The sequence below is a fragment of the Providencia sp. wls1922 genome, from assembly GCF_009706505.1.
GTDB classification, from domain to species: domain Bacteria; phylum Pseudomonadota; class Gammaproteobacteria; order Enterobacterales; family Enterobacteriaceae; genus Providencia; species Providencia lanzhouensis.
This window is the reverse complement of record NZ_WLUG01000081.1, coordinates 14397-32527: the sequence shown is the minus strand read 5'-3', so window position 1 is coordinate 32527 and position 18131 is coordinate 14397. Positions and strand designations below refer to the sequence as shown.

At 36.1% G+C, this 18131-nt stretch carries 21 protein-coding genes and 1 tRNA gene; 7 read left to right on the top strand and 15 right to left on the bottom strand.

Annotation, left to right across the window (positions count from 1 at the left end; translation table 11 throughout):
- The 5 genes from GKR71_RS08570 to GKR71_RS08545 form a co-directional block, all read left to right on the top strand.
- Nucleotides 1-649: DUF1120 domain-containing protein (locus tag GKR71_RS08570; protein ID WP_230085045.1), on the top strand; the 649-nt coding region annotated here is incomplete at its 5' end.
- Between the two features lie 132 nt (nucleotides 650-781).
- Nucleotides 782-1417, top strand: a complete 636-nt coding sequence (locus GKR71_RS08565) for a DUF1120 domain-containing protein (RefSeq protein ID WP_195848034.1) — start codon at nucleotides 782-784, stop codon at nucleotides 1415-1417.
- Between the two features lie 183 nt (nucleotides 1418-1600).
- Entirely contained in the window at nucleotides 1601-3610 is a 2010-nt protein-coding gene (locus GKR71_RS08560; RefSeq protein WP_154634156.1) for a fimbria/pilus outer membrane usher protein, read from the top strand.
- Nucleotides 3611-3771: 161 nt separating this feature from the next.
- Nucleotides 3772-4050, top strand: a complete 279-nt coding sequence (locus GKR71_RS08550) for a FimD/PapC C-terminal domain-containing protein (RefSeq protein WP_195848964.1) — start codon at nucleotides 3772-3774, stop codon at nucleotides 4048-4050.
- Between the two features lie 55 nt (nucleotides 4051-4105).
- Nucleotides 4106-4819 (top strand): fimbria/pilus chaperone family protein, encoded by a 714-nt coding sequence (locus tag GKR71_RS08545; protein WP_154609663.1) that lies wholly within the window; start codon nucleotides 4106-4108, stop codon nucleotides 4817-4819.
- Nucleotides 4820-5106: 287 nt separating this feature from the next.
- Here the strand turns inward: GKR71_RS08545 and GKR71_RS08540 are convergent, their stop codons facing one another.
- The 3 genes from GKR71_RS08540 to GKR71_RS08530 form a co-directional block, all read right to left on the bottom strand.
- Nucleotides 5107-5364: a helix-turn-helix domain-containing protein gene (locus tag GKR71_RS08540; protein ID WP_132496693.1), complete on the bottom strand. Its 258-nt coding sequence runs from the start codon at nucleotides 5362-5364 to the stop codon at nucleotides 5107-5109.
- Between the two features lie 338 nt (nucleotides 5365-5702).
- Nucleotides 5703-6182, bottom strand: coding sequence for a hypothetical protein (locus GKR71_RS08535; protein ID WP_154609432.1), 480 nt, complete (start codon nucleotides 6180-6182; stop codon nucleotides 5703-5705).
- A gap of 1 nt (nucleotide 6183) precedes the next feature.
- A complete protein-coding gene (locus tag GKR71_RS08530; protein ID WP_154609431.1) occupies nucleotides 6184-6969 on the bottom strand; it encodes a winged helix-turn-helix domain-containing protein in 786 nt (261 codons plus the stop codon).
- 428 nt (nucleotides 6970-7397) lie between these two features.
- Between GKR71_RS08530 and GKR71_RS08525 the strand changes: the two genes are divergently transcribed.
- Nucleotides 7398-7688 (top strand): type II toxin-antitoxin system YoeB family toxin, encoded by a 291-nt coding sequence (locus tag GKR71_RS08525; protein ID WP_154609615.1) that lies wholly within the window; start codon nucleotides 7398-7400, stop codon nucleotides 7686-7688.
- Between the two features lie 169 nt (nucleotides 7689-7857).
- On the opposite strand, the gene GKR71_RS08520 is transcribed toward GKR71_RS08525, so the two are convergent.
- From GKR71_RS08520 to GKR71_RS08470, 11 genes are all read right to left on the bottom strand, one after another.
- Entirely contained in the window at nucleotides 7858-8154 is a 297-nt protein-coding gene (locus tag GKR71_RS08520; protein WP_154634154.1) for a hypothetical protein, read from the bottom strand.
- A 77-nt stretch (nucleotides 8155-8231) separates the two neighbouring features.
- The gene (locus GKR71_RS08515; protein WP_154609613.1) at nucleotides 8232-8933 is read right to left on the bottom strand and encodes an SDR family oxidoreductase; all 702 of its coding nucleotides are present in this window, start codon (nucleotides 8931-8933) and stop codon (nucleotides 8232-8234) included.
- A 164-nt stretch (nucleotides 8934-9097) separates the two neighbouring features.
- On the bottom strand, nucleotides 9098-10180 hold the full coding sequence (locus GKR71_RS08510; RefSeq protein WP_154609612.1) for an adhesin: 1083 nt from the start codon (nucleotides 10178-10180) through the stop codon (nucleotides 9098-9100).
- A 13-nt stretch (nucleotides 10181-10193) separates the two neighbouring features.
- Entirely contained in the window at nucleotides 10194-10727 is a 534-nt protein-coding gene (locus GKR71_RS08505; RefSeq protein ID WP_154634153.1) for a fimbrial protein, read from the bottom strand.
- Nucleotides 10727-11257 carry a fimbrial protein gene (locus GKR71_RS08500; RefSeq protein ID WP_154634152.1) on the bottom strand — a complete coding sequence of 177 codons (531 nt, stop codon included), beginning with the start codon at nucleotides 11255-11257 and terminating at the stop codon, nucleotides 10727-10729. Before GKR71_RS08500 ends, GKR71_RS08505 begins: the two co-directional genes overlap by 1 nt.
- Nucleotides 11250-11663, bottom strand: coding sequence for a fimbrial protein (locus GKR71_RS08495; protein WP_154609608.1), 414 nt, complete (start codon nucleotides 11661-11663; stop codon nucleotides 11250-11252). Before GKR71_RS08495 ends, GKR71_RS08500 begins: the two co-directional genes overlap by 8 nt.
- Nucleotides 11664-11701: 38 nt before the next feature.
- Nucleotides 11702-12421 carry a fimbrial biogenesis chaperone gene (locus GKR71_RS08490; RefSeq protein ID WP_230085046.1) on the bottom strand — a complete coding sequence of 240 codons (720 nt, stop codon included), beginning with the start codon at nucleotides 12419-12421 and terminating at the stop codon, nucleotides 11702-11704.
- A gap of 83 nt (nucleotides 12422-12504) precedes the next feature.
- Nucleotides 12505-14997, bottom strand: a complete 2493-nt coding sequence (locus tag GKR71_RS08485; protein ID WP_154634150.1) for a fimbria/pilus outer membrane usher protein — start codon at nucleotides 14995-14997, stop codon at nucleotides 12505-12507.
- 68 nt (nucleotides 14998-15065) lie between these two features.
- The gene (locus GKR71_RS08480; RefSeq protein ID WP_154609605.1) at nucleotides 15066-15644 is read right to left on the bottom strand and encodes a fimbrial protein; all 579 of its coding nucleotides are present in this window, start codon (nucleotides 15642-15644) and stop codon (nucleotides 15066-15068) included.
- A gap of 58 nt (nucleotides 15645-15702) precedes the next feature.
- The gene (locus tag GKR71_RS08475; protein ID WP_132496706.1) at nucleotides 15703-16275 is read right to left on the bottom strand and encodes a fimbrial protein; all 573 of its coding nucleotides are present in this window, start codon (nucleotides 16273-16275) and stop codon (nucleotides 15703-15705) included.
- Nucleotides 16276-16507: 232 nt separating this feature from the next.
- Nucleotides 16508-16792 (bottom strand): helix-turn-helix domain-containing protein, encoded by a 285-nt coding sequence (locus GKR71_RS08470; RefSeq protein ID WP_132496707.1) that lies wholly within the window; start codon nucleotides 16790-16792, stop codon nucleotides 16508-16510.
- A gap of 660 nt (nucleotides 16793-17452) precedes the next feature.
- Here GKR71_RS08470 and GKR71_RS08465 point away from each other — a divergent pair.
- Nucleotides 17453-17935 (top strand): hypothetical protein, encoded by a 483-nt coding sequence (locus GKR71_RS08465; protein WP_154634149.1) that lies wholly within the window; start codon nucleotides 17453-17455, stop codon nucleotides 17933-17935.
- A gap of 111 nt (nucleotides 17936-18046) precedes the next feature.
- Here the strand turns inward: GKR71_RS08465 and GKR71_RS08460 are convergent.
- Nucleotides 18047-18123 (bottom strand) — tRNA-Arg (locus GKR71_RS08460).
- Nucleotides 18124-18131 lie beyond the last annotated feature (8 nt).

Below are 18131 nucleotides of genomic sequence, written 5' to 3'. Positions count from 1 at the left end.
AAAGGAAGTAAATGTAATGGAGAAGCAATTACACAAAAAAGATAAGACAACAAAGCTACAAACCTTTTGTCGCATAGGTATAGGAGGGCTAATTATTCTGACAACCAATGCGCTGCAAATGGCAAATGCAGGAACCGAATTGAAAGTAACTGGTGAACTGACAAAGCCAGGCTGTCAAATAGAAGCGACAAAACAAGGCGTTTATGAACTGGGTAAGCTAGAGCGAGTTGCATCAATGCGCGCATTACCCAGCATGACTCAGACATGGAAAATCTCTTGTGAATCGGAAACCTATCTATCCATGACACCTTTAGATAATCGGCATGGAATCTCCACCACAGATTTTATGTTGAATGACTCTTATGGCAATGTCGTCGGCTCATATCAGATGCGAGTCGGCAATATTAGAGTAGATCAAAACACCAAGATGATGGGATTAATTGGGCAACAGAGTAAATCCAGCAATATCCTACAGCCTAGTACTCGCACAGACTGGCTCTCCGCTGATGGCGCTCGTCAGGCAGGAAGTACTTTTACTGTAGATATCACTATTCTGCCACAGATTAGCGTGCCAGAAAGTGTGATGGCTAACGCTGAGCCCATTGTATTTAACGGAGCAACGACATTGAACTTTATGTTTGGCTTATAAAACCCAATGTCAATGCACAAAGATTTCTCGAATGTAAGAGGGCTTAAAACCCAATACTTTCGTAGAAATTCATACTATCCATTTCGGAGTAGTGTGAAAAAAACTAACAATTCAACAATATGGATATTTAACATGAAAAAATCACTGAAGGTAGTAACTGCATTATCAGCATTAATGATAAGCACAACCACACTGGCAGCGATCACTTCTCCTGAATTAAAAGTTCAAGGGGAATTAATGACCCCCGTATGTAAAGTTGTTGCAGGTAATAACGGTGTTTATGACTTAGGTAAGCTATCTCCTGCATTAATCAAACCTGTTGCTCATACTATACTTGGAGGCAAAACTCAATTATGGACTGTTGATTGCGACGCTGAAACCTTTTTAAGCTTTAGCGTGACAGATAACCGTGAAGGCACTGCGAGTATCTCTGGCAATGAATATTTTGGTTTGGGTTATGTAAATAATACAGGGAAAATTGGTTATTATCGTGTTTCGATGAAAATAGCAACTGTTGATGGAAAAAATTCTAACGTCTACACCACAACTTCAAACTCTAGCTTCTCAGCTTTACCTACCACATTTCTTGCAAAAGGCAGCCGAATGGGCTGGGCTTCTACAAATAATCAGCAACAAAGCGGTTTGAATTTCTCCACATTGTTAAGTGTTGAGCCCGTATTAGCTTCTTCTTCAATAATGGGCGGTCCTGTGACTGATTCTGCAAAGATTGATGGTTCAATGACCTTAAACTTTGCATTTGGTCTATAAGGATTACACAACTACAAAATAAAAACTGATCCACAAGAAAATCATCTAGGAGCAATACATTGTTATTAAATAACAAAGCAATGCAGTTGCTCATGTTGCAATCAATAGGTACCGAACAACCTATGAATGGTTTTATCTTGAAGAACATGTCTTATTGGGATCAGGTTTTAGGTTGCTAAAGTAATGAATCTAACTCGCATAAAGAGGAGAAGAAAACTTCTCCTCTTTATTAAAATCAATGCTCATAAAGTTCCCCAGAAATATACTATCTGGCTTATTGGCACACTATTTTTTAATAGTCCCTTAATCGCAGCGGATGGGTTTGATATCAAAACACTCGCTAATTTAGGCTATAGCGCTGATATTGCTAATTTTTTTAATGAATCACGATTTCTACCGGGTCTCTACCCTATCAATATCGAAATTAATGCTGCAGATAGCTATCACACTGATGCTCGTTTTGGTGCTAATGGTGAACTGTGTGCTGATGAACAACTTTTAAATACACTTAATTTAAAAACCGATATCCCGTTATCTGAATGTACCCAAATAACACAGCTATGGCCTGAAGCCATAGAAACGCTAAATCCCGGAACATTTAGTGTTTACCTCACCCTACCAGAACAAGCATTTGATACTGAAAAACGTCAAGGAAATAGCTCAGAAGGGTATGCAGCATTACTCAACTATGATGTATTCCACAATCAAGTTCGTGGACATTATGGTCAACAAAATACCCTACAAGCGACCTTAGAACCTGCAATCAATATCGAAAATTGGGTAATACGCAACAGAAGCTATTATTCAAAGGATGAGTCCAGCTCACGCTTAGCAATACAAGAAACCTCTGGTACACGAGACCTTGCCTCACTATCTTCATCAGTACAAATCGGTGAGTTTGGTGCTTTAGGCTCTATCAATGGTGGAGTACCACTAACTGGAGCACAAATTTATAGTAATTCGAGTATGCGTGATACCGCTAGGTTGGCTATTCCAGTTCAGGGGATGGTTCAAAGCCAAGCAACTGTTGAGGTAAAACAATACGGTAATGTGGTTTATCGCACCCTACTCCCCGCAGGACCTTTTTCACTAACCAATCTAGGGCAAGCTGTTGGTGGAGTAGAAGCAGAAATCACGATTACCCAAAGTGATGGTCAACAGCAAAAAATAGTCGTCACACCATCTATAGGTGCGAGTAACAGCGAAGCAACAACCTATCAAATTGGTGCGGGACGTTATCGTCCTTATATGTCAACAGGCATAAACAAACTTCCTATTCTCATGTTGGGCGAAATTGCCTTAAGCCCAATGCAAGGAAAACGTATTACTTTTGGAGGGTTATTAAGTAGAAACTACCAAAATTTTGGGCTTCGAGGAGAAACTAACTCAAGTTCAGGGCATTGGCTTTCAGGCGATATTAACTATGCCAAAGGTAAGCAAAATGGTATTCAAGCCAACCTTCAAGGACAGCTATCCTTAACCAATAATCTATCCTTAGCACTAGCTACTCATTATCGTTCAAAAAACCATCAAACCATTGATGATGCGGTTATGGAGACTTCATTAAACAGCAATCGAAATCAAGTGCAACAAAGTCACAGTATTTCCATTTCATGGAGTACGATGGCTCTCGGTGCAATTTCTTATAGCCAATCTATAAATCAATATTATGGCAACGCTCCCCGCGATCATGCTCAAACGTTAGCTTTTGGTCGACGTTTTGGTTCAACAACTCTCAGTTTGAATATGCAGTGGTCTGATAATGGTAATAAAACGATTTATGCTGGAATTTCATTTCCTTTATGGGGAGGCAGCAGTAATAGTCGATTACAGCAACAACGAAATCTCTCTCCAACGATAGGAAGTAGTTGGCAAGGTAATTTAGGTTCCCAGTTATATAGCTCCCTTGATATAGCTCGTGATAGTAATGGTATTCACGATATTAGTGGAAGTCTTAGTGGAAATACACCCTACAGCCATTTAACCGCGGGGCTATCACATAGCGGTAATGGTAATAAATCAATGATGTTGTCATCTTCAGGAACAATGGGGATCGCCAATAATATTTGGGTTACCTCCCCTAATCTGGCTGGTGATACGTTAGCCATTGTCAGGATCCCAGGGCAACCTGGTGTTCACGTCTCCGGTACGGGGGGGATGGAATCACTGACTTTGCTGGTGATGCATTACTGACTTCCGTTCAACCCTATCAGCTTCAAGAAGCGATTATTAATACCCAAAAGCTTCCTCTAAACTTACGTTTAAATAGCACCAGCGCAGAATTCAAATTAGCTCGGGGAAGCGTTAAAACGCAGCGTTTTCAAGCGAGTATCGTCAAGCAGTTACTGCTAACCGTGCGAGATAAAAATGGCGCTACATTACCTGTAGGCGCCTCAGTTCATCGCACAGATGGCTCATTGATCGGGACATTAATTGGCGATGGCAACGTCATGTTAGTGAATGATGATATAGGCAAACCACTCACCATACGTCGTATAAACCTTCCTGAATGTCAACTCAGCTATCAAACACCCGAGGCTTTTCTACCGGATGTTTTGTATGAAGAACGGGAGGCTTTATGTATGGAAGTATCCTCAACAAATCAAGAGGTAACCACCCAAGATAATCAGTAATCATGAAAACTCAGTGAGTTCATCTATTTTTAAACTTATGGATATATAAAACATTATGATTAACAACAGCATCAAACTCCCCAACGTATCCCGTTGGTTCGATATAAAAAACTACGTAGCTATTTCTGCTTTATGGATAGGTTACCTAATGCCTGCCCAAGCTTCTTTTCAGTTGGAAACCATGACAGTAATTCTCAATGAGTCTGAAGGTCGCTCTACCTTTACAATTAAAAATATTGGTAATGAGCCCTTATTATTAGCCACTAAAATCACTGATCTTGATAAAAACCAGCACAGTAAGCAAATATTAATATCACCACCAATCACACGAATTGATGGAGGACAAAGCCAGCAGATTAATTTTGTCTTGAAAAAAGGAGAGCCACTAACCCAAGAAGTGATGCTAAAAGCATCATTTGAAGGTGTCGGACAATCTGCAGATAACAGTGCCAGAATGCCCGTAAGGCAAAGCATTGCCATGATCATTCAACCAGCAGCCGTCGCTGTTGATGCCACACCTTGGAAAGGTCTTTCCGCACATGTTGATGGTAGTCATTTAGTTTTAAAAAATACCAGTAAACATGTGGTTCGTTTATCACCTCAGCTAGAATTACTCCCAAATAATGAGACAGTAACCATCGAAAATTACTTTCTCATGGCTGGTGAAGAGAAACGCATTGCAATAAAATCAAAGCCTACATCTCTAAAAATCACCCCACTCAGTCGCTTTGGATTTAAACAAAGCTCGGTATCTATTCCATTAAAATAATCACTCGCCACTGATTAAATATCAATCAACCCCTTTATTAAACAATAAAGGGGTTTATAGACAGTTCATATTTTATGACTCTCTTGGTAATATAGGCTTAAAATATAGATATATTACATTAATAATAAATATATTTAAAATATAGTTAGAATAGCCAAAGTTTCAAAATAAAGAAAACCAGAAAAATACCAAAGAAATAAAACAAATTATCTAGTATAAAAATTTCATCCATTAAAACATGGCTAAAAATCAATAAATAGTCCATAAGTTAACAACTCATGATAACATTACATGTCGGATAATCTTGTGTCTTCAAATACATTTTTCATATAGTCATTGGGTGAAATATCTAGCGTTGATAATATATTTAGAAGTGTGTTCACTTTCATATTATCACAACCTCTCTCATAGCGAGATATTTGCTGTTGAGAAACATCAATTAATGATGCCAATTGAGTTCCTGTTAGTTTTTTCTTTTTTCTAACTTTTTTTATCTCATCGCCCATGACTAATAAAACCTTACTTTTATAGTTATCGTTACTCATCTATTTCACCCTTTATGTTCAAATTAAATTTCAACTTAGTATATCGTGCATGTTTGTCTTTACATGCCTCAGAAGATACTTACTGAGCGAGTGAATTCTACCCATAAAACAGGTTTGGGCTAATGATTTATCCTCAACAAATCACATCAGGTTTTTTTACTGAAAAATCTTATGATTTAATGTTTTTATATCAAACGAATCTTTTTTAAAGGATATAAAACTAAAAATACAGATTATGTAATTACTGGCATTAATTGAAGTGTCAAAAAACAATACTAAAAATGATAGAGTTTAACCAAACTTTATACTTTTATTTTAAAAAAATTTAAATAAATAGCTTAAATCGAGCAGTAAGTTAATGTCATTGAATCATACAAAAAATAGGCATTTTCACTCATTTTTCGAACGTCGACGGGATAATACTCATCTTTTTTCTTATAAAAAGCGGGCAGCAAATGATAATGCTCATCATTAATCTCTCCCATCAGTGTGTCACCGAAATCGACAATTCCCTCAGATTTAAAAACATATGATTCGGCGATATTTGTATAAGAAAAAAAGATCTTCCGGTTAAACTTAACTTCCTTATCTTTATTCTTATAACTTCCTCGATAAACAACAAACCCTGTTTTATCGCTACGAATCTCAATTAAAATATGACCTTTCGATGCTCCCTCTTTTAGCTTCATATCAAAACCACCATTACAATAAATAACATCATCGCTATATTGAATATTTTTAATAACAAAAAAGCCTAATATAAAAATAGAAATTATCACAAAAGAAATCAATACTACTGATATCATCTTTTTGTTCATATTAGCCTTCATAAAAAATAGTGTTGCAATCAACAATACTATCAGGTGTCACTGGTTTATTGCAGGTGATCACTGAATAGTAATTACTGTACTCTTGCCAATTGACATATAAGTGACCATTTATTGAACAGTTAATTGGGTATTCTTCAATGAGTCGCTTTATAACGTTTATATCCAACTCTTTCTTCTTACGGTTAACATTAAAAGTATAAATATGACAACCATCCACCATAGCGGTCTCTGTATAGCCATAATCAACCTCTTTCGGGCTATATGCAAAGTACCGTATTGATTGATAAAAGATCATGATGACTAGACCAATTAAAACAAGAGAAAGAGCTATCAGGCCCAATGTTCCACTTGAAATTCGATATTGCCTTTCATTTTTATTGTTATGACTGGTTTCAGATGAAGTTTCAGATTTTTTTTCTCGAATAGAAACTCGAACATCGGAATGTAGTTTAAATCCCTTTTTAGCAACCGTTGTGATGATTTCGTCAACAATTCCCAGTTCTTTCAAGCCTTTCCTCAAAATTGAAATATTTTGATAAAGCGTATTCAAACTGACATATTCGCCATTTGATTCCCAAACTGTCTTGAAAAATTCATCCTGTGGGATAATTTGGTTACCTCTGGAAAGAATTAAGTATAAACATTCGCTAGCTGGTGTATTTAGCTTAATTTCAGAAAATGAATTATCATCCACCCGTTTTAGTATTTTTTTTTCGGGATCAAACTCTAAAGTATCATTTACTAAAAACAGTAACCGTCTTTTTTCGATGCTCATCTCATTATCAATGTCTAATCAAAAGAAATAACACTATATTAAATTTATTAAGAAATTCAATAAATTTACGTACTTATTAGTATCCTATTGATCCTATAAGGTAATTAGCTATCTAGTGATAAATTAACCTATAAAAGATTCTATGCTTTAAAATGATCTCTATATTAAATTTAAAAAAAACAATGTATATTTTATGATGAAAAATTGTACTACCAAATAATTAAATACCCTCCTGATGGATTATTTTAAAAGTTATTTAAACCTCTGGTAAGAACGATAACATCAAAGGAGTTTTTGAGAAAATAAAAATACTTTTCCCATTTAATTAGTTTATAATTAAAAAAAAATATAACTTAAGTCAAATGCAGTTCTCAAGCCAAATTTTGAAGATCTTTGGTATTTTTGATATTAAAGAAAGGAGAGTGATAATGTCATACTATAACTTTGATGATAGTGAACAGAGAGCAAGATATAATAGGAATGGGCATATACCCGTTCCACCTTCTGCAATGAGAAAATACAACGAGTGGCGTCGTCTTATCGCAAACTATGGATATAATCCTAGAACAGCCGCTGAGCACGTAGGTGATACCAATCCAGAAAGACTACGAGGAAATACCTTTTCTATTAGATTAACTCAAGAACATCGCGTTATTTACTCTATACAGGGTAACAATATCACGGTGCACTCTGTTGGTGGGCATTATGTTCGTCAATAAGTGAATTGAAATATCCCTATCCTCATTCTATGTATAGGGATATTGTATTTTCTAGATAGCTCTTAATACACTTTCTTCAACTCATCAATGCAGTTAATTAAATCCTTCGATGAAAATACCTGCTCATCTCTATATAATGAAAGCGTTAATTTATTCAATATGATATTTCTTAGACCAATACGATTAAGTTGTCGACCAAAAACATAGGGTTGCAAAAAAACTCTTCGTTACCTTTATTTTTAACTATTTCAGACAAATTTAACTGAGGGTCAAGGGTGATTTCAATTTCATCACTTGACCTAATAAATGTAATCAATTGATAATCGATGATTTTATCACAAGTAATAGTAAGTTCTTTATCATTGCTACTAATGAATGTACAAATATCTTCGGGTATACAAACCTCATTCGCGATCACCTTACTCACAAAAAATACACAAAGATAACCCAAGACATTTAATTTCATGTATACCTCTAAGCTAGAAAGCCTAAAATAACTATTTTAGGCTGTTCAATTCTGAATAAATCACAGGAATAAATCATCTAAATAGACTTTGATAAGCCACCATCAACACGTAAATTTTGCCCTGTAATATAGGCGGCATTGTCGGAGGCTAAAAATGCAATGGTAGAGGTGATTTCCTGAGTTTTGCCATAACGTTGCATTGGGATTTCATTCAATCTCTCATCTGAAATAGGTAATGAATCAATCCAACCACATAAAATATTATTCATACGCACATTTGACGATGCATAGGTTTGAGCAAATATCTTGGTATATGCAGAGAGCCCTGCTCTAAATACCGCAGAGGCAGGGAAACCGAGTATTGGTTCAATAGCCGCAATGGATGAAAAATTGATAATCGAGCCAGATTTTTGTTTTTCCATAATAGGCGCAACAATCCGCACTGGGCGGATCACATTCATTAAATAAACATCCATTCCGGTATGCCATTGCTCATCCGTTAATTCAAGAATATGCCCTCGAGGACCATGTGCACCGCTGTTCACTAACACATCGACTCTTCCCCACCGCTGAAGTACCTTATCAACTAGTTGCGCGATATCATCATTGGATTGATTAGATCCTGTCAGACCTATTCCTCCTAGCTCTTTTGCTAATTTTTCCCCTTTGCCAGAGGAAGATAAAATAGCCACTTTATATCCATCATTCGCTAATTGGATTGCGGCGGCTGCACCTAATCCACTGCCGCCGGCAATAATCACTGCCACTTTTAAGGCCATATTAATCGCCTTTTAAGATTGATAAATTAATAAGAAACTATTTATTTTGATAAAATAGTAAAGTCGTCTGCGGTGATATGAGCAATGAAGGGTAGTGAAAGACACACGACAAAAAGTATGAATTTCGAAGAAAACTCCAACAGTTTCAAAATCTGCATATTGACTTAAAGAAATGTCGCAATTAACCAAGCAGACCCTTGATAATCTCCTGCGGGTGCATTAGTACCCTGTAAATGGCTACTAATTGAAATTGTTTTCAGATTTTGAATATCAACATTCATGTCTAATCCGGATTGCCCTGTCGTGTCATCCGTCATCATCAAAGTTGTGTAAATTTTTTCCTTCGTGACTTTGTTTACTAGTGGAAGCCGTTTTTGCGGGTCACCATCTTGAGCATAATCTAATCGTAATCGCACTTTGGTTAATGTTGAAAATTTACAGGTATAATTAACTTTTTCAGTTACTTTACTGTCATACTTCATGCTATTTAGCTGTCCATGACGCAAATTAACAGTCCCTACTTGCCCTGTGCTGGTTGAGGTTGTACAGGAAGAGTTCACATTTAACTGAGACGCTTCTAATCGAATGGGAGCTGTTGCTTCATTAATATGCCAAGAATTAAAAGTAGGTTGAGCTAATGGTTGTACAAAAGCACGCACATACCCAGCCAAATCCATCGCGGCAATCATAATTTGTCCATCAATGATTTTTTCATTAATGTAAAATGTAAAAGTGATGGGAAATTGTACTTCAAATAAAGAAACATCCATAGAACTTGATGTTTCTAAATCAGCGCATGCCCCTCCGGGTATATTGGCCCAGTTGCTTATGTTACTTTGTACAGTCATGACCACATTACTGTTAATTCGGTAAACAGGGCGATTATTGAAAGTAAAACCGGCAGGTGGTACATAATTAAAAAGCCGATGATATGCATTCTTATACGATATATGTTGGTATCCCGACGTTCCCCATACCTTCCCTACGCATTTAACATACCCAGAGTTCGATGCTGCGTTGCTATTGATAGCAATATCATTTCCCACTTTATAATACGATTTTCCATCCGAACCTATAATGGGCGTTTGGGCAATAGCTGAATAGGCATATAGTTTAATTTTATATCCATCTGCAGGATTTATTATTTGAGGAGAATAATCACCATAAGAATACGCACCTATCGAAAATAATAGGACAGATAATATAAGATTAAAGGTAAGTGAATGTTTAAATGTCAGTACTCTCATAAAATATGTCCTATTAATTATATACTATTGAAATAATCATTGATGAGTTATATTTTCCCAACGTCAGCGCATTAACGGGTACGGTTGATACCAATTTTGTTTGTAAATCTATTTTTGATGTTGTGCTATTGATTTTTTCGGGATAAATTTGCATTTTTTTATTGAATTCTAATAATCGATTTTTTCCTCCCGTCACTTCACTAAAGTCAATGCCCAGCCCTGTTGTACTCGTTCCGAGAATACCTCGCCCATCATAGGTAATGGTGTTCATGTTTTTAGGATTCAGCACCGCTGCAAGCGTTTTCGTCAGATCGCACTCGGTAATATATAACGAAAATTTTGTAACTGGTGGAGATTGCGTTAATAACTCCACATTCAATGTGCCAAAATCAATCAGTAAAGGGGCACTGGCATTTTCACTGCGAATATTACACGCAGGCGCTACCATGGTCGCTGTCACATCGACCAACACATCCGCTTTAGTGAGTAATGGAATAAATGTAACCCATATTGTTGAAAATAATTTTAGCTTATTGAATATATTCATTATTTATATTCCACATTAAAGGTGACTACCCCTGAAAAACTCCCTGCATTGGCTTCCCCATTGATAGGTTTACGCGCAAATACACTAAAATCAAACTGCTGTTCATCTTCAACAACGGATACCGCACCTAACGTGAACGCCTTATTCCAAACAATCGGTTTATCATCCTTGTCATGGATCCCCAACAAAACACCGCTACTGCCCTGAGTAGTTAAGAAGTTTTCACCATTAACACTGACTAACTGATTACTTTTCCATGTTAATTCAATATTTTTTTGTAAGTCGGTTGCACTGCAATTTTCTATCCCTATCGAAAACTCTGTCGATTCGCTCATCGTATTTTCATTAATATATTGCCAGCGTAAATTTTCTAATGTCACTTCCTTATTCACAGACTCGGACGTAACCGTACATGCCGTACTCACCAATTCACCGCTAAAATCAATGCTCAGGGAGTCTGCAGCAAAGACAAAAAATGGCTTACCTAAGAAAAAAAGGAATAAAAATATCTTTTTTATTATTTTATTCATAACTCACCTCTAATCTCAGTGAATCATCCCCCATGAGTAATGGTGTTTGAATGGAATTATCACCATCTAATAAATGAAGAGAATAACTGGATGAAAACTGTTTTCCGTTATAATCATAGAATCTTAAATTGGCGGGAGTATTTGCCGTATGAGATAACTTCAATTGTGTTTTATAGGCTGAGCCTGTCCCACAGCCTGTTAATGTGACAATGTTTTTCTTTGACACATCAATATCGCAAGGCGCACTGAATAATGTCGCATTAACTTGAATGAGTCCTTCATGAGATAATTCATAATCAGGCTCATTAACAGGCGTTGTTGCAACAGGCGTTTTCGCTATTGAATAAAAGCTCACAATACCACTAAGCATAAACAATAATGACCACATCAGTTTTTTTGTATCCATTTCATTTTCCTGCTGCATTCATATTAATAAGTGGGTAACTATTCGCCTGTAACCGTGCAGGTATCCCCTTTGCAACTAAATGACATGGTTGGCTTACCACCGTAATCATTAATATAGGTTAAATAGGGTGTAGCTAGTGCTGAAGATGGAATATCTTGTGTCGACTTAGGTGCCACCATAAACACCTCAAATGGATTAGATTCTGCCTGCTCTTTGCTATTACCAAAACCAATCACAGTCATATGAAAAGGCGTGGTATTATTTAAACGATACCCCGATGAAATTTTAGTTAATGTCACTTTATGCGCCCATTTAGTTTCTGATTCCGATAAAATACTTTGTGGGCGATAAAATAATTTCACACGGGACTGTAATGCGATTTGTAAGGTATTCCCATCTGCAGATTTAGGGGGAACTTCCCGTAAATTAAAATAAAATATCGATTCTTTATCTTGAGGTAACTTACTTAATTCTGGCGTTACACTTAAACGCACTAAGCTATTACTATTGGGTTCTAAACGCTGTAAAGGAGGCGTCGCTAAAATAGCGCCTTTGGTTAATTTATTCCCATTTAAATCTTCAATCCAGCTTTGTGCTAAATACGCTTCTTCAGGGTTACCATTGGTAATGGTGACATTAACGGACTTTTCACTACCAGGAAAAATAATGCGTGTTCTGTCTAATGTTACTGCGCTATGTGCGCTAAAAGATGCCATCGAAAATGCCGTGAATAATGTTGATACTATAATTTTACGCATATCTAAACTAAACATACTTAACCTCATAAACAAAATAATCTAAATTTCTTTTCTGTTACTTAATTTAATTAAGTAACAGAAAATTATGTGCACGGTAATAACAACATACTTGATGTTGTATCCAATTTTTCAGGTAAATTTAACTCGCATTCTTTATTACCGCCCCAATAAACAGAAAGTTTTTCATTAGGCGAAATACCGACAAGCCAAGTCACACCATCTTCACCCACAATACCCAGTTCACGGTTATCCGCATTACGTACACTGGCACCAAAAGGCGGTTTTTTGTTATTACTCAGTGAAAGGATCGCAAATAGTTTTTGCCCTTTCATTACCGATAAACTGCGATAACCAATGGCACCCTTTGTTAACGTAATATCTGTTGACGGTGCTAGAGCCTCTATATCATCAGGCAACTTGCTGGTATTTATTGATGCAGTAGATTTACGGTAACTACTAATATTGGGGATAATAGCCAATCCTTGACCATTCGTTTTAATCACACCACTGTCCAATGGCACACCACTCACATTTGGTGTTTCAATTAATAATCGTGTATCTCCATAAGTGCTCTGGTGCAGTGCAATTCCGTGAGCCGTTGTCGTTATTCCACTGCTAATAGATGCACCAAAGCTACGATATTGTTGTGGAACATAGCTCGCATTCGCAGACACAGTTGCTTGTGACAAATCGCGAGAATAATAACCACTAATACTCGATTGAGCGTCGATGTTTTTACCGTGATTATAGCCAACATTTAGGCTGTAATTATCACGATCGCTGTACCCACTATAGCCAATGTTATGGTTATAATTATTTCCACCCTTGTAGCCAGAATAGCTTTCTGACATCGTCACGCTATGACCATTATAAAATGGAATATTGACATATACGTTAATTGCGTCATCGGTATAACCGCTGTCACGTTCAGTTCGGGTAGCTGAAATCGAAAGGTTTACATCCTGCTGCGATAAACTGGGAATACTAATGCCTGTACTGGCATATAAGCCATATTGCATTTGAGGCTTATCTTGCCAATAGGTGCTGTACTGATAATTCAGCGACAAACTAAAATCATCAAAATATTTATTTAAATAGATTTGATAGTTTTCTTTTGGCGATCGACCCGCATATCCCGTACGTTCTTGATCCATAAATTGCGTGAGTGTGCGGTAATTTTCATCTGCAAAACGATAACCCGCAAAGGTCACATCCGTACGCAACTCATCAAATGATTTTGAATAACTGAGTCGGTATGAACGTCCTTGTAATTTTTGCTCCCTAAAATTAGAAATAGATTGCGTAATATCGAAAGAGAGTGCACCAAAAGCAAATAAGTCTCGACCAATACCAATCGCAACAGTTTTATAATCCTCACTTAACTGAGCTCCACCAAATAATGACCAAGCATTTGATAAGCCATAGGAAAGTTCACCACTCATAACAGGGTTGCCTGTCATGTCATGGTTATTATAACGTGTCTTACCCGTTGCAAATTTATAATTTAGTCGTCCTGGTCGAGTCAAATATGGTAGAGATGCCGTGTTTACACTGAATTTTCTTTCTTCTCCATTTTCTTCGCGAATAGTGACATCTAAAACCCCGCTTATACCGCTTTCCAAATCTTGAATTCGGAATGGCCCCGCAGGAACGGTTGTTTCTAAAATAACGCGGTTTTGACTGCGAACAGTGACAATCGCATTGGTATTGGCAACACCAATAATTTCTGGCGCATAGCCCACTAATTTAGGTGGTAGCATTCTGTCATCACTTTCTAATGACATTCCCGTGTATTGCCACGCTTCAAATAAATTCGAATAAAAGTAATTTTCACCAATCGTTAAAATAGCGGCTAATTTTTTTAATGATGTAAATGCATATAATCGATTGAAATCAAACTGATGAAATTCTTGTGTATTACTGCCATTTTGTTGTTTTTGATAATTAGCACTGTAATCTGCACGAAAACGCCATGCTCCCAGGTTGACACCGGCAATACCGTTTGTTGATAAATAAGTTCGTTTTCCACCATCATTTTCATCTGTCACAGAGGCATTGGCAGAATAATCAATAAATGCCCCATTAATCCCCTCTTCCCATAACGCAGGAGGAACCCAATTCGGATCGTTATATTCCATCCAAGATTGAGGTATGGTTATTTTTAATGATAATGAGGAGAGTTCTATTTTTGTTTGAACGCCGGTTAATCCCGATAAATCTAAACATTGCCCATCATGGGTTATTTTAACTTTATCGATTTCAGATTCTTTTAAACCAATTAAATCTATCATATCCGCAGGAATACAAATTTCCTGAGAGGCTGCTTCTGAATTTTTATCTTGTTCAAATACTGTTATTTCTCGGGGTGCACCCAATCGCTGCCCATTAACAAAAATGGTTAACGTATATTTACCAGGTAATACATAACCTGCTACAGCAAATTGGCTCATATCGACATTTTCAATATCCTCAGCATCTAATACATCTGTATTAAACTCCGATGCATAAGCGTTCCAGACAGAGCAACTTATGGCTAATAAAATAGCTTGTCTAATCATGCTAGGTTTGAATGTCATGCTTTTTTCACCCCAAAACAATAGAAGATCGTCTCCAATATTTATTTTTGAATATGGAGTTCATTATTTTATTTATAATCAATAAAAAAACGGATCAGCCCTTTATAACTTCCTGCTTGAATCGGTTTCCCCGTTAATTCTAGCCTTAAAAAATAATTCAATAATAACGAATTACCCAATTTGTCTTTTTGTAATTCATTATTTAATAAAGGATAACTATGACTTGGTATCAATATATTCATTGATTTATCCAGTACTGAAATGCCTAATCCTTGGGAAGCACCTCGCAAAGAAAATATATTCATATTTTCGACATGCTGTCCTTCAAAACGGATTAACCACGTCTTACTGTCTAAAGAAGAATAGAGGCTACCGCAATCACGAAGTTCTATTTCAAAGGGTTGAATTTTTTGGTTTCGTTGTGCTTGTGTCGACAGCATTGTCAAGGTTAATGAAGAGAAATCAACCGTTTGATAACGATTTTTCATCACAATAGAACAAGGGGTAGATACGACTCTTCCCACTAATTCCGTCGCCCCTTGATGCCGAGAACCAACTTGTCCAGCGTGCACACTTATCGAATAGCCGCAAATCAAACCCATCAATATTTTGGGAATATAAGAAAAAACATATTGATATTTCGACATGTTGCTATCTCCCGTAACCATTTAAATGCCGCCAGAAACCTGGCGGCGACTTAAAGACTTATTGGTAAGTAATACGGAAGTTGGAAATAGCTTCGAATTTACCTTCTCCAACAGGTTTAGTTTTATCAACAGCTTTTGCTAATGCAGTAAAGTTCAGAACGTTATCGCCGATTGGGTTGATCATAGAACCGATAACATCTTTAGCTTCACCAAATTTGAAGCCTTCGATAGCAATACCTAAGTTATTCACATTGCCTGTAGAGGTTTGCAGCATTTGATCACCCGCAGTACCCACATAATTTTGACCTGTGAACGTCATCATCATTGATTTTAGTGCGCGAGTTTCACCACCACCGTTGCCAGGAGCTTCACCATAGCCTTCTAAGTCACAACCAGTAAACTTAAGATCAAATTTTGCTTCAGCTGGTTGACCTGACTCTAAAGATTTTTTGGATAACTGACCAAAATCAACCGTTTGTTTCAGTGACTCTTGCTCTATGTTACATGGTGTTTCTACAACAGTACCTTGAAACGTAACAGTACCGTTATTGCTTGCATTGACAGCCAGTGAGCTAACTGGAACTACAGATGCTGCAAATACACATGCTAATGCTAATTGAGTTAATTTCATTTCATTTCCTTTCTGATAAACATTTAAACGAATTCCCTGTCACCAAAATAGTGAAGAGGCTGACTCATTTGATTGACTAAATAAAACCAATAATTAAATACATCTTCCATGATGCAACAGCTTTGGGCTTCCTAATTAAGATCTAAGCAATTGCAGAGATCTTAATTAATCAGAAAAATATCTGATTAAATTAGAATTACTTATTTGCGGAGTTAAAGTTAATTTTATATTTTTAGATAATTAAATCGTTATTAATACTGTATTCATCAGTTTTACCATTTGAATAATTAACCATAACTTTTTGAAAAAGGTCTGACCAATCCTTTTCTAATATAGTCAAGATTGCTGATAAAGAATCTATCGACAGGCTTGTTTTACCCCGCTCATATCGAGATATTTGTTGTTGACTTACGTTTAATAGACCACCTAGCTGAGTTCCAGTCAGGGATTTATCTTTTCTGGCATTTTTAATAAAATTACCAATATCTTTGCGTAAAGAATCATTATTTATATTCATAATTAAACCTAAAATTTACTCACTCAATGCTTAGATTAATCATTATGGCTAAAAAATTAAATCCCTTTAAAGGCAGAGATAAATCTAATATCAAAGAAAGCTAACTCTTAATGTGGGTTGAAATATAAATTTAATCCTACATTCCTGTAAACACGTTAATACCAATTGATATTTTAAAATTTAATAGCCATAAACTATTATTTTTTAAAATTATATCGAATTATGATTAAGTTCAATTCTAATAAATAAAAAATATCAGCAAGTTAAGAAAATAACCACATAGTGGAGTATTTTAAAAAGGTATAAAAATAACTCCTGGCACTTGTATTATTATTATTTTGTTACAATTTGAAATTAAATAAAATGGAATTACTTTGAGTTTTTAGATAAAAAATTGATGAAGGATAAAAATATTACTACGCTCACTTGTAATTTATATTTTAGAAATAAAAAATAAAAATCAAGAATGAACATTTAAATTGTTATATAACTCAAACATTGATTAATTATAATAATTACAAAATAAAAATTAAGAAAACCATCTTATCTATGCTATTTAATTAATAAAAATTCGCGTATCTTCTCACTATGATAGGAATTTCCCATCATTTTTCGATGTATAATTTTGAATATAAACATCTAAACATAGGAATATTATCAATGTATAAAAAATTAGGAATATCATTACTCTATTTCGGGGTATTTATGAGTTCAGGGTGTTCAACTATAGTTAGCCAAGCTTCAATTGATGAGCAAGTTCAAATTGCAACCTTCAATGAGGTTATTAAAAATAATCTCACGGCAAGTCCAAAAAATATATCAACTTATTGTCTTGGTATTAAAACTCCAGAAGGAATCAAAGACCCGAATCAGCAACTATTAAGAGGCATCGTACATCCAACAGCAATCTCTATTCAGCCGAACTCAGTTTGTCATATTGAACAAAGCTCTTTAGTTAAATCAAATGGAAAGAAGGCAATTGCCTTTTTTGTTGATAACCCCCAATGCCACACATCACAAAACTGTACTATTCGCGGAGGTTATTATGAAGGAAACCTGAGTGCGCAGACCAATATGTATAAAGCTGAGTTAGTTAACAAAAAGTGGATTGTCACACTCATTTCTGAAGGTCCAGTTTCTTAATTGAGTGGGTCGATTCTGAAGTGTTATGCTGCGGATTTGCGATGAATTTCTGAATTTCAGGCATAAAAAAAGACATCCTGTGATGTCTATTGATATGCGCTTGCTTGAGAATGGTACGCCCTACAGGATTCGAACCTGTGACCTACGGCTTAGAAGGCCGTTGCTCTATCCAACTGAGCTAAGGGCGCATTGTGTG